Source organism: Atribacteraceae bacterium (assembly GCA_035477455.1).
GTDB lineage: Bacteria > Atribacterota > Atribacteria > Atribacterales > Atribacteraceae > DATIKP01.
Genome location: DATIKP010000010.1, coordinates 1 through 12814, shown reverse-complemented (window position 1 = coordinate 12814; position 12814 = coordinate 1). Strand labels below are relative to the sequence as shown.

The 12814-nt window shown below is 51.3% G+C and carries 14 protein-coding genes; all 14 read left to right on the top strand.

Annotated elements, in window-relative coordinates; translation table 11 throughout:
* Positions 1-222 precede the first annotated feature (222 nt).
* Positions 223-1419, top strand: coding sequence for an N-acetylglucosamine-6-phosphate deacetylase (gene nagA / locus VLH40_00445; GenBank protein ID HSV30478.1), 1197 nt, complete (start codon positions 223-225; stop codon positions 1417-1419).
* Between the two features lie 179 nt (positions 1420-1598).
* Positions 1599-1997 (top strand): hypothetical protein, encoded by a 399-nt coding sequence (locus VLH40_00440; protein ID HSV30477.1) that lies wholly within the window; start codon positions 1599-1601, stop codon positions 1995-1997.
* Between the two features lie 425 nt (positions 1998-2422).
* On the top strand, positions 2423-3181 hold the full coding sequence (locus tag VLH40_00435) for a YebC/PmpR family DNA-binding transcriptional regulator (GenBank protein ID HSV30476.1): 759 nt from the start codon (positions 2423-2425) through the stop codon (positions 3179-3181).
* Entirely contained in the window at positions 3181-3684 is a 504-nt protein-coding gene (gene ruvC / locus VLH40_00430) for a crossover junction endodeoxyribonuclease RuvC (protein ID HSV30475.1), read from the top strand. The genes VLH40_00435 and ruvC overlap by 1 nt, the downstream gene beginning before the upstream one ends.
* Entirely contained in the window at positions 3617-4276 is a 660-nt protein-coding gene (ruvA, locus tag VLH40_00425) for a Holliday junction branch migration protein RuvA (protein ID HSV30474.1), read from the top strand. Before ruvC ends, ruvA begins: the two co-directional genes overlap by 68 nt.
* Positions 4273-5277: a Holliday junction branch migration DNA helicase RuvB gene (gene ruvB, locus VLH40_00420; protein HSV30473.1), complete on the top strand. Its 1005-nt coding sequence runs from the start codon at positions 4273-4275 to the stop codon at positions 5275-5277. Before ruvA ends, ruvB begins: the two co-directional genes overlap by 4 nt.
* The gene (locus VLH40_00415) at positions 5274-5840 is read left to right on the top strand and encodes an epoxyqueuosine reductase QueH (GenBank protein HSV30472.1); all 567 of its coding nucleotides are present in this window, start codon (positions 5274-5276) and stop codon (positions 5838-5840) included. The genes ruvB and VLH40_00415 overlap by 4 nt, the downstream gene beginning before the upstream one ends.
* Before the next feature lie 212 nt (positions 5841-6052).
* Entirely contained in the window at positions 6053-7399 is a 1347-nt protein-coding gene (locus tag VLH40_00410) for a SpoIID/LytB domain-containing protein (GenBank protein ID HSV30471.1), read from the top strand.
* Positions 7400-7924: 525 nt separating this feature from the next.
* Positions 7925-8278, top strand: coding sequence for a reverse transcriptase domain-containing protein (locus VLH40_00405; protein ID HSV30470.1), 354 nt, complete (start codon positions 7925-7927; stop codon positions 8276-8278).
* A gap of 1 nt (position 8279) precedes the next feature.
* The gene (gene tgt / locus VLH40_00400) at positions 8280-9392 is read left to right on the top strand and encodes a tRNA guanosine(34) transglycosylase Tgt (protein HSV30469.1); all 1113 of its coding nucleotides are present in this window, start codon (positions 8280-8282) and stop codon (positions 9390-9392) included.
* A gap of 35 nt (positions 9393-9427) precedes the next feature.
* Entirely contained in the window at positions 9428-9757 is a 330-nt protein-coding gene (gene yajC / locus VLH40_00395) for a preprotein translocase subunit YajC (protein ID HSV30468.1), read from the top strand.
* A 39-nt stretch (positions 9758-9796) separates the two neighbouring features.
* On the top strand, positions 9797-10987 hold the full coding sequence (gene secD, locus VLH40_00390) for a protein translocase subunit SecD (protein ID HSV30467.1): 1191 nt from the start codon (positions 9797-9799) through the stop codon (positions 10985-10987).
* 18 nt (positions 10988-11005) lie between these two features.
* The gene (gene secF, locus VLH40_00385) at positions 11006-11884 is read left to right on the top strand and encodes a protein translocase subunit SecF (GenBank protein HSV30466.1); all 879 of its coding nucleotides are present in this window, start codon (positions 11006-11008) and stop codon (positions 11882-11884) included.
* A gap of 7 nt (positions 11885-11891) precedes the next feature.
* A partial coding sequence (locus tag VLH40_00380) for a DHH family phosphoesterase (protein HSV30465.1) occupies positions 11892-12814 on the top strand: 923 nt, incomplete at its 3' end.

The following is a 12814-nucleotide window of genomic DNA, read 5'->3' as shown; positions in this document are numbered from 1 at the left end:
GTTGCCATCAGCAACGCCTCATCTGGCATTTTATCGCACGCATCAATGACCACATCCTGTTGCAGTGCTGCTGAAAAGGCCGTCCTTGGCCTTTTTACTTCGAAAATGCGGTGATTTCGGCGGCTGATTTAGGCAACTTAGGCCCAGGCTTCCTTCGTTCTTTTGCAGCAAAATTACTTATTGCAGTAGAATCAACATTAAAATCGCTTACGGTGAAAACGGATGAAAGCGAGAAACATAACCGGAAACATTGTCACTCCTTACCGGGTGATCTCCCAGGGGACCCTCTTTCTCCGGGGGGACCGGATCGAACGGGTTTGTGGCCCGGGAGAAGAGTTACCGAAAGGAGAATGCTTCGCTTTTCCAGGGCATTTTCTCTTCCCCGGCTTGATCGATCTGCATATACACGGGGTACTAGGCGAAGACTCGACAGACGGAAGGGCGGATGGGTTGGAAATCATTCGTTCCTACCTAATGACCTGTGGAGTTACGACCTTCCTTCCGACGACGATGAGCGAGCGGCGGGAGGCGGTTCTCGGAGCTTTTCGAACGCTGCGGGAGGTCTTGGATAGCAAGACCAAAGGTCCCCGCCTGCCGGGTCTTCACCTGGAAGGACCGTATCTTTCCATGAACCGGCGGGGGGCTCATAATCCCCAGTATTTAAGAAATCCTGACTGGGGGGAAATCGATGATTTTTTTAAGGAGGGGGAAAGCCTTTTTGCTCGGATGACCATCGCGCCTGAATTGCCGGGAGCCTTGGAGGCGATCGATGTTCTGACCCGCCGTGGTGTCCTGATTTCCCTGGGCCATACCGAAGCCGACTACCAAACCTCTCAAAAGGCTTTCTATCGCGGGGCCCGGTTAGTCACTCATGTGTTCAACGCCATGGACCCGCTTCATCACCGGCAGGCCAATTTTCTGAGTTTTGCTCTCGGTTTTCCGGAAATCGCTGTTGAATTAATTGCCGACGGAGTACATGTGGTGCGGGAGGTGATGCAACTGGTTCTTAAGCTCAAGAATCAGGACAATCTCGTGCTGGTCAGCGATGCGGTTCGGGCAGCTGGCTTGGGGGATGGCGACTATACTCTGGGTGGTCAGGCTATGAAGGTCTCCGGAGGAATAGCCCGTATTCCTTTCACTGACAGCTTAGCCGGAAGCACCACTTCCCTAAATCAGATGCTCCGGGGAATTCGGGAGGCATTCGATGTTTCGTTTCCGGACCTGGCGCGCATGGGCAGCTTGGTACCGGCCCGCTTGCTGGGCATAGATGATCGTTTTGGAGGCTTGGAACGGGGCAAGGTCGCCGATATTGCCGTTTTTGATAAAGATTTTCATTGTCAGGCCGTTTTTCTGGGAGGAGAACCGTTGTATCTGAGATCGAATACGGATTCGAGAGTTCCGTCGGAGAAAAACCGATAATCGACGGCAGGCCTTTCAAAATTTCTATTGTTGGGGTTGGTTCACCGTTTTCTGAAAAACTTTGCAGGTTTTTTCCCACCACTCATCCGGATTCTGTTCAAAGCAATCGTCGTGCCGCTCGGACTGTCCGAGTCTTTCTTTGTTCTCAGTAACAACGGTTCCGTAGAGAGTGCTCTTGGGTGCGCCTCAAGAATCTGGCCAGCAAAGCCCTCTCTTCAGTGATCAGACGGATCGCTCCAGACTGGCGGGAGCGCTGCGGCTGCCGCCCGGTGCTCCTGGAAACCTTCCTGGACCCGGAAAAATATCACGGCGCTTCCTACCGGGCAGCCAACTGGCGGTACCTTGGCCTGAACACCGCAACGGGCCGCCGGGACCACCACAAGGAAAGGCTCCTCCTCTACACCGGGATTGTAAGGCTGTTTTGTGCGGGAAAGGGGGGAGGTTCCATGAATCCCCCCCTTACTCTGAAGCGGCACGAACGGTACCCCCAGAGCACCGGCTCCGAGGGCCAGGACACCTGTTATGCCAGAGGCGGTGTTCCTCTTTTCCAACGGTATGGTGCTACCCTTGCTCAGTGAATTTCTGGAAAACAGCCCGGAGCTTGCGCACCTCGCAAGCGGCTGAAGCAGGCCTTTCCGAAACTGGCGCTCACTCTCCTCCTGGACGGGTTGTATGCGAAAGGGCCGGTCATGGAGCCCGGCTTGAGGAACAGGTGGAAATTTAGCATCGTGCTCAATACTGCTTGAAAACGCAGGGTGACGCTACCGGTATGTCCGGTTGCGTAGAGTGGGGTGTAAAAAAGGGGCAGCAGTGATCAAAAGAGATGATGTTGTCCTTCCACAAGATGAGAGTCAGCAGCCGCAATAAATTGATTTTTCGACTGTAGGGGCGTCCGTAGGGGCGTATTAAATTATTTCATGCGTCAGCTCTGATCCTTCCCAGTAGATCTTTTTTCGATGGAATGTGTTGTGATACAATAGGTTCCGAAATTTAGGAAAGTGAGATGAACGACATGTCTGGACACAGTAAGTGGTCTTCTATCAAGCATAAAAAAGCGAAAACCGATGCGGCTCGGGGAAGGGCATTCAGCAAATTGATCCGGTTGATCACCATAGCGGCCAGGCAAGGTGGCGGAAGCCCGGATAACAACGCCTCACTTCGTTTGGCCATTCAGAAAGCTAAAGAAATCAATATGCCCTTGGACAACATTGAAAAAGCGATCAAAAAGGGAACCGGAGAACTCGAAGGGGTCAATTATGAAGAAATCATCTATGAAGGGTATGGTCCGGGGGGAACCGCTCTGATGCTCGACGTGACGACCGACAATCGCAACAGGACGACCGCGGAAGTGCGTCATTTATTGAGCAAATTCGGAGGAAACTTGGGAGAAACCGGCTGTGTTTCATGGGTTTTCGAGCGAAAAGGCCTTATCCTCCTGGATCGGACTAAAGTTGACGAGGAGGAAATCATGCTCGCCGCCATCGACGCTGGAGCGGAAGATATCATCGTCGAGGAATCAACGATCGAGGTGACGACTCTGCCCGAGAATTTTGAAGCAGTTAAAAAAAAGCTTGAAGCGGTGCATTATGAATATATCACGGCCAAGGTCAGCATGATTCCCAAGAGCACGGTCAACCTCGAAGGGAAAGAAGCACAACAAATGTTAAAGCTCATAGATTTACTGGAAGAGCATGATGACGTTCAGGATGTTTATACAAATTTCGATTTTCCTGACCATATAATCGAATCAATGGAGAATTGATGTCTCACCCGGCACAGATCATTATGGGTATCGACCCGGGAAACGCCATCACCGGATACGGTTTCATCAAGCTCACGAATGGCAGAGATGAACCGCATGATTTCCATTGCGGTGCGATAAGTTCGCCGTCTTCCTGGAACCCGGAAAACCGTTTGAAAATGATCTATGAAAAATTGGATACGTTGATCAAGCAGCATCGCCCTGAAGAAATAGCGGTTGAAGAGCTTTTTTTCAATAAAAACACCAAGACGGCGCTTTCAGTCGGTGAAGCCCGCGGCATTGCGTTGCTTTGTGCAGCGATGAATGGCATCCCAGTCTTCAGCTATACGCCCTTGCAGGTGAAACAAGCAATTGTTGGATATGGCCGGGCGACCAAGGATCAGGTTTTGTACATGGTCAGGCAAATTCTGAACTGCCGGGAGAGGATTTCCCCTGATGATGCGGCCGATGCCCTGGCAATTGCCATTTGTCACTCCTTTCGAAAAAACCCCTACGGTATCTGAGATGTATGAATATTTGAAAGGCAACCTCATCAGCAAATCCGAAGCAGAATGTGTTCTCGAAGTCAACGGCGCCGGGTACCTTCTCAATGTAACCCCTTTTCTTTCCCACCACGAGGGTGACCGGGACGTCCTTCTTTATATCCGCACCTTTATTCGAGACGACGGAGAACACACTTTATACGGCTTTGAAGAAAGGCCGGAAAGAGAGATATTCGATTTTCTCCGGGGCATCAAGGGAATCGGTCCTCGCACCGCTATTCGGATCCTTTCCCGGGTACGATGGAATGAGTTGTGCGGTCTGGTCAAGGACGAGAATATCGACCTCCTGGCCGTCCGTTCTCGTCTTGGAGAAAAAACTCTCAAAAGGATAATCGTGGAACTGAAGCCCCGCCTGGAAAAGCTCTTTTGGGATGGTCCTTTGCAGGACAATGCAACGGTTTGGCAGGAAACCCGGCGGGCACTCATGCAGCTGGGCTTTTCGAGTGGAGAAATTGACCGGGTTCTTCGAGAACTGGTCCGCTCAAGCCATTCGGCGACGGATACAGAGAGTATGGTCAAAGAAGCCTTGGTAATGATGGGAGGACAACGGTGACAGATAAGCTCAAGGATGAATTCTTCCGACTGGTGCAGGAGCGGGATGAAGACAACAGTCTTCGGCCCCGCCGTCTGGATGAATTTATCGGCCAGGACCGGACAAAATCCAACTTGCGGGTATATATCAGCGCCTCCCTGTCCCGAAGCGAGCCCCTCGACCATGTTTTATTGTATGGACCTCCGGGTCTGGGAAAGACGACATTGGCTTCGATCATCGCCGGAGAATTGGGCCGGGACGCCCGCTTCCTTTCGGGACCAACCTTTACCAGGGCTGGTGATGTGGCCTCCATTCTCACTTCCCTATCCCCTCATGACGTTCTTTTCATTGATGAAATCCACCGACTTCCCCGTGCCTGTGAAGAGGCGCTGTACAATGTCATGGAGGATTTCTCCATCGACATCGTAGTGGGAAAGGGACCTGGTGCCAAAAGCATCAGAATATCGCTCCCCCCCTTTACTCTGGTGGGGGCCACGACCCGGGTCAGCTTAATCAGCGCCCCCCTTCGCAACCGTTTCGGGATCATTGAAAAGATTGATTATTATCTGGACGCAGAATTAACGAGAATCATCCTGCGGTCCGCCGAGGTCCTGAGCATTGGAATCGAGCCGGCGGCGGCCCGGACGCTCGCCGTTTGTTCACGCGGTACCCCGCGCATCGCCAACCGCCTGCTCAAGCGTGCGAGGGATTTTGCTCATTACTATTCTTGTTCTTCCATAGACCCGGCCATGGTGGAAAAAACCATGGCTTGTCTGGACATCGATGCGAAAGGACTGACCCGCATCGACCGAACACTTCTGGAAATCCTGGTGGAACGCTACCAGGGAGGACCGGTGGGTATCAACAATCTGGCAACCGTTCTGGGGGAAGACACCGATACCCTCGAAGAAGTCTACGAACCATTCCTGGTTCAACTGGGTATGATAGCCCGTACTCCGCGGGGACGGATTATTACTCCCGGCGGTATACGGTATCTCAAGGATCAAGACGACGGATCATGAGTGAGCGTCTCCTCCTCCACACCTGCTGTGCGCCTTGTACGACGTTTGTCGCGAAGGCATTACGTGAAGAGGGGTTCGAGGTCCAATTCTTTTTTTTCAATCCGAACATTCATCCTTTTGATGAATATGCCCGGCGTTTATCAGCGTTGCACGCTTTACTCCTGCAGACAGGCGAGCCGATGATCGCTCCCTTTCCATATAATCCACTCAGTTACTTTACCGCGGTATCCAGTCAAACGCAGCGCTGTCGTGCTTGTTACTCGCACCGCTTGGAGGTCACAGCCTGCTGGGCAAAGAATCAAGGATACAAGCATTTTTCAACGACGCTCACTATCAGTCCCTACCAGGAGGTATCCGCCATAAACCGGATCGGTATAGAAATCGGCAGAGCTTTCCAGGTGAACTATATCGCCCGGGATTTTCGGTATGGTTTTCCGGAAAGCAAAAAAATGGCTGAAGATTATAGTCTATACCTTCAAAACTATTGCGGTTGCCTTTACAGTGATTGGGAAAGGGTGAAAAAAGCCATATGGAAAACTCTCAGTGGGGCCGGTTGTTTTTGATCCTCGGCGTCGCCTGCCTGATCATTGGTATTGGGTTTTATCTGGTTCCCAGGATACCTTTTTTAAGCCGATTAGGTCGACTACCGGGGGACGTCATCTGGAAACGGGAAAATATAACTATCTATTTTCCCCTGGTAACCTCTCTGCTTCTCAGTGCAGTGATTTCGCTGATCCTTATAATTCTCTCTTTATTGAGACGTTAGGAGGCCATCTTGAAGCGGCTGCTCTTTATTCCTTTTCTATTGGTCTTTGTCCTGGCTTTTTGTCTGGAAGAGGCCTCCGGTAGCGGACCAAAAGTGCGCATCCTCCTGAGTGAATCAGGCCAACCCGTCACAGTGAGTTCAACCGGTGGACTTGTCGTAGGGCGACCGGGTGGTGCATTCCCGGTTACAGGTAATACCGCCCTTACGATTCTCCCGTCGGGAAATCAGTTGCTCTGGAAGGAAAAGAATATAACCGCTACCGGGTTCATCATAAAGCCCGCTGGCCGGGACTATCTTTTCGTCGGACAACGAGCGTATCGGGGACATCTTGTCCTTCTGCCTGGCCCGGGTATCATACGGACGATCAATGTCTTGGAGCTTGATGACTATATAAGTGGAACCATGAAACTGGAAACTAACCCCACTTGGCCAGAAGACGCCTTGAAGGCGCAAATTATTGCCTCCCGGACATTTGCCTTACGAAACCTGGAGAGAAATTCAGACAATGAGTACGATTTTTGTGCGACTCCGCTCAGCCAGGCCTACGGAGGAATCAATGCCGAAGATCCAAGGACGAATCGTCTGATCGATGAAACCAGGAATCTGATCCTAACCTATCAGGATGAACCGGCTAATGCCGTCTTTCATTCACAAAGCGGGGGAGTGACTGAAGATGCCCGCCATGTTTGGGGTACGTCGGTTCCCTATCTCATCAGCGTCCCATCCCCCTGGGAATCCGATGCCCCCCATAGTTCCTGGAAAATAAGGATTTCCGCCGATTCCTTGAGCACAACCCTTGAACATGCCGGTTTGACCCAAGGAAAAATTCAAACCATTCAACCAGTCTATTCTGAAAATGGTGGTCGGGTAAAGGAATTGGTTATCCTGACCGACTATGATACGTACCGGATAAGTTCTCAGCGTTTTCGGCAAGCAGTCGGTTTTGAAGTACTTCCCAGCACCTTCTTTAAACTTGAAATGTTAAGCCTTTCCGAAACGGTTCAGCGGGAGGTTTTTCGAGAAAGGCCGCTTTCAAGTGAAGAAGCTTTTGATCTCGCTTCCTATTTGGAAAGAGATCTTACTTTAGATGATATCATCGATATTATTGAGCGTAGGCAGAGGGAACGGGAGCGAAAGCGAAGCGATACTTGGCGAGATATACCACTGGAACGGACTCTGGAATGGGTGGATATACAACGTCCGAAAGAATTTGTCTTGGTAGGCCGCGGTTTTGGCCACGGGGTCGGCCTGTCCCAGTGGGGTTCACGGGGGATGGCCCTCGAAGGATACAACTACAAGGACATCCTTCTTCATTATTTTCCGGGAACCGAGATCCGGAGGGCTCATTTCCGGTGACCTTCCTGGATAATTTTACGTGCGATTTTCAAGCTATCTATGCCCGGCGCAATAGTTTAATCACGGCGCCAACCTCAGAATTTCAATTTACCGAGAAAATTCTGAGAACTTTTGGAGTCAAGCTGTTCCCATTACCCCGGTAAACCTCTGGGTGAGGCACAGGATTTTCTGCCAGACAAAAGAAGGCGATAGAGAGAGCCGTAGATACGCAAGGCGGCGCTGCCTTTACTATTTCTGAATTAAATTCCGGCAATCCGGCAAGCGAGGAGAGCGGTATCGAATCTCCGCCTTGATATAAGTATGATTTTGCTGCAAAAACTCATTTCAGCAAGGCCCCGTTGCCATCAGCCCCGCCTCATCTGGCATTTTCTCGCACGCATCAATGACCACGTCTGGTTGCAGTGATGCTGAAAAGGCCATCCTTGGCCTTTTTGCGGTGCGCCCGGCATGGGCGATAGCTTGGCGGTGAAAGTCCGCTATGGGCTTGGTAGTGGGAACCATTAGCCAAGGGTAAGCTACAACTGGGTGGTCTGTCCGCAAGGCGGCCCCCTAAGTCCACTGCTGAGCAACATTATGCTCGACGAACTGGACAAGGAACTGGAGAAGCGCGGACACAAATTCTGCCGCTATGGCGATGATAGTAACATCTATGTAAGAAGCGAACGGGCCGGACAGAGGGTCATGCAGAGCATTACTGTATACCTCGCAGGCGTGCTCAAGCTGAAAATCAACAGAACCAAGAGTGCCGTAGACAGGCCTGGGAAGCGAAAGTTTCTGGGCTTCTTCTTCTATCATAAGAAGGGTCAAGCAGCAAAATTACTTATTGCAGTAGAATCAAATATTGATTGCACAGTTTTTTTACTGGGGAGGCATCGTTGATGTGATTGGACATTTTGAGGTGCTGCAGATTGACAACCGCTCCAGAGCCCGGCGGGGATTGCTTAAGACGGCTCATGGCCAAATCGAAACCCCGGTGTTTATGCCCGTAGGGACGCAGGGCACAGTCAAAGCTGTGGCGCCTGATCGCCTGCGGGACCTGGGTGTCGACATTTTTCTGTGTAATACCTATCATCTTCACCTGCGTCCCGGAGAAGCGCTTCTCCGGGACGCAGGTGGCCTACATTCCTTCATTTCCTGGGATGGTTCGCTGATGACCGACAGCGGAGGTTTTCAGGTGTTCAGCCTTTCGGCCCTGAATACCGTCGATGATCGCGGAGTAACTTTCCGATCCCATCTGGATGGGTCGCTCCATACCCTGACCCCGGAGTCCTGTATTCAGATTCAAAAGGATATCGGGGCTGATATCGTCATGGTCCTCGATCAGTGTATCGGGTATCCTGCCACCTTGCATCAGGAAACGACCGCCGCCCATCGCAGCATGTTTTGGGCGAGACGTTGTAAAGAGGCATTCTGTTCAGCAAACCAGTTGCTTTTCGGGATCGCGCAAGGAGGCATGCAGGAAGATTTACGCAGATGGTCGGCCGGTAAGCTCGTTGAAACCGGGTTTGACGGTTACGCCCTGGGAGGGTTAAGCGTTGGTGAGCCAAAGCCCCTGATGTATTCCATGATCGAAGCCTGTGAGCCGATCCTTCCCGTTGACCGACCCCGTTACTTGATGGGAGTGGGTTCTCCCGACTGTATTCTGGAAGGAGTCGCTCGGGGTATCGATATGTTCGACTGTGTATTGCCCACTCGAAACGCCAGAAATTCTTCTCTCTTAACCCGGTTCGGCCGTTTGAATATCAAGCGTGAAGAGTATTCCCGTGATTTCAGTCCGCCTGATTCCGATTGTGGATGTTTTACCTGCCGGACCTTTTCACGGGCATATCTCCGGCATCTTTTCAAAGCTGGAGAAATTTTGGCCGCTGAACTTGCCACTATACACAACCTCTCTTTTATGGTAGAGTTATTGGAAAGCGTACGGAAATCAGTAAAGGAAGGCTATTTCATGGATTTCTATACGGATTTTCTCAGACGGTGGGACAATCCGTAAAGAGGTAATAACCATAAAAGAGGAGTGATCAGCAGATGAGTTTTTTTCTCTCAATCGCCCATGCCGCAACCGAAGCACCAGCAGTGACAACACCCCAGCAACCGGGAGCTCCGGGAGCTTTTACTCAACTGCTCCCCTTGATATTCATTGTCGTCATTTTCTATTTCCTGCTTATCCGTCCCCAACAGCAGCGACAGAAAGCGCAGCGGGAACTATGGAAGGGGATCACGAAGGGTGACAAGGTCGTCACCGCCGGCGGGATGCATGGAATGGTGGTTCAGGTCGGTGAAGAAACGATCGTCATTGAAGTGGCCAAAGATGTCAAGGTTGAATTCTCCAAATCCGCGGTTTCTGCTAAAAAGTAACCACAGAACCCCGATCTGTATAAAAGGAGGCAGGACACATTGAGGAGGAGGAGGCTGCTACCCTGGAAACTCCTGGTCACTCTGGCACTGGTCACGATCTCGCTCATTGTGATACTCCCGGTGAGAGACAAGATACGTCTTGGTTTAGATCTGCGAGGTGGGTCACATATCGTTCTTGAATGCGTGGATACTCCAGACGCACCCGTTGATGACGATGCCGTGCGGCGCGTGGTGGAAATTATCAGAAACCGGATCGACCAACTGGGGGTTGCCGAACCGGTCATCGCCCGTCAGGGAGAGCGCCGGATCATGGTCCAACTCCCCGGGGTGACCGATCCGGAACGAGCGGTGGAGATCATCGGACGCACGGCCCTGTTGGAATTTAAAAATGAAGACGTAGAGACACTCCTGACGGGAGCCAATCTGCGCGACGCCCAGGTTCAGTTTGACAGTTTCGGCCGGCCGTCGGTCAGTATCGATTTCGATTCGGAAGGAACTCGCTTGTTCGCTGCCGCCACCACGGAAAACGTTGGCCGGTTGATCGGTATTTACCTCGACGGATCCCTGATCTCCAATCCGGTTGTTCAGGAGCCGATTTTACGTGGAGAAGCCCAGATTACCGGGCGCTTTACCTTGGATGAAGCTCAGAATCTGGCTATTCTCTTACGGGCCGGCGCTTTACCTGTCCAAGTGGAAATGATCGAAAACCGGTCGATAGATCCCACCTTAGGCAGGGATTCGATCAACGCGGGGATTCTTGCCGCGGCGATTGGAATTATCCTGGTTTTCATATTTATGTTCATTTATTACGGTACTTTCGGAGTAGTTGCCAACCTGGCTCTGCTGTGCTATGGGATATTTTTCCTGGCGCTGTTCATTGGACTGCAGGCCACCCTGACTCTTCCTGGGATCGCCGGGTTCATTCTGACGGTCGGCATGGCGGTGGACGCGAACATCCTCATATTTGAGAGAATAAAAGAAGAAAACCGTTCCGGTAAAACCTGGCGGGCCTCAATCGAGGCAGGTTTTACGAAAGCATTCCGGACGATTCTTGATTCCAATATCACCACTCTGATTGCAGCTGCAATGCTTTTCTTACTCGCTTCAGGACCTATCAGGGGTTTTGGAGTCACCTTGAGTCTGGGTATTCTTTGTAGCATGTTCACCGGGCTTTGGATCAGCAGGATGCTGATTGAAATGTTTGCTGGCCGCATAAAAATGAAGACGTGAGGATGCAGGGGGTTCACCATGGAGCTGATCAAAAAAACGAATATAGATTTCATGAGTTTCCGAAAACCGGCCTACATAATTTCAGCCATCATTATTTTGATATCCCTGATCAGCTTCTTTACTCGGGGCTTGAATTATGGTGTCGATTTTGCCGGAGGGCTGCTCTTGCAATACAGTTTCGACCAGGAAATCAGCGTTGAAGAGGTGCGGAGTTCCCTGGCCGATTTGGCGCTTGCGCAAAGCATCATCCAGAAATTTTCCGAAAACGAAGTGGTCATTCGTACCTTACGGATACCCGATGAAACCAGAGAAGCCATCAAAGAAAACTTAACCGAAGATATCGGTCAAGCGCATTTAGTCAGGATCGAAGAAGTCGGTCCAGCCATCGGTGCGGACCTCAGACGTTTGGGTGTAATTGCTCTGATAGCGGTTATTTTGGGTATTCTCTTATATGTGAGTTTGCGTTTTGAGTTTCGTCCGGCCGTAACCTCCGTTCTCGCCCTGGCCCATGATGGGTTGGTGGTCATCGGAATCCTGGCCCTTTTCCAGCGTGAATTTACAATCCCAGTACTTGCTGCCGTGTTAACAACCCTCGGGTATTCGATCAACGATTCAATCGTGATCATGGACCGAGTGAGGGAAAACTTTGCCATGCGCCGCCGGGAGCCGCTTTGTGCCACCTTGAACCGGAGTATCAACGAAACCCTATCCCGCACCATTAATACCAGCCTGACCACCTTATTGCCGGTCCTGGCTCTCCTGATTTTTGGGGGGAGAATGCTTCAAGATTTCTCTTTGACCATGTTGATCGGACTTCTGGTGGGGACTTATTCAACGGTTTTTATAGCCGGAGCTCTGTTGGTTGATTGGGAAGGGAAAAAACCGGTCAGGAGGTAGGCTTTGGTTGCAAAAGCGATGGCAGATCCGAAAGGTAGAAAAATCTTGTCTTAAGCAATTGTGTTGCGACCTTTCCTTGCCGGTTTCCATTGCCCGAATCTTGATGAACCGGGGAATCATCACCCCCCTGGCCGCCGAGCGGTTCCTCGATCCAGGGCTTTCTCTCCTGAAAACCCTGGATCGCCTTCCTTACTTGAGTGATGCGGTCCAATTACTCGATAAAGCCATTCGCGCCGGAAAACGCATTCTCGTTTTTGGCGACTACGATGCCGACGGCCTGACGGCCTGTGCTATTCTGACTCTTTTTCTCCGGAAATTTTCCGAATCGGTTGAACCCTATATCCCCAATCGTTTTCAGGAGGGATATGGTCTTTCCCTCCAGGCGATGCCCTCCATTATCGAAAAAAATCCCCATTTGGTGCTTACGGTCGATTGTGGCATCAAAGACTTCGAAGGTGTTTCTTCGTTAAAAAAGCAGGGGATCGGTGTGATTATTACCGACCACCATCTTCCCGAACCTGGCCGTTGGCCGGAGGCCGATGTTGTTCTCGCGACCTGTGACCGCGAAACGGGACACCTGATTTCTCCATTGTCCGGAGCCGGCGTAGCCCTGGCCTTGGCACAAGCCTATGCGGACTTACGAAAGGTTGACCGGGAACCGATCGACGAATATCTTGGAATGGCCTGTATTGGAACGGTGGGAGATGTCGTGCCGTTGCTTGAGGAGAACCGGGTGATAGTCAAATATGGTCTGCGGAATATCAATAGTAATCCGCTGCCGGGCATTCAGGCTATACTGGAACTCGCCGGATTGTGCAGCCGGAAAATCAGCGCCAGTGAAATCGGCTACATCCTTGCGCCCCGCTTGAACGCGGCAGGGCGCATGAACGACTCGGCGCCGGCATTGAAACTGCTCTTGAGTCAAACCCA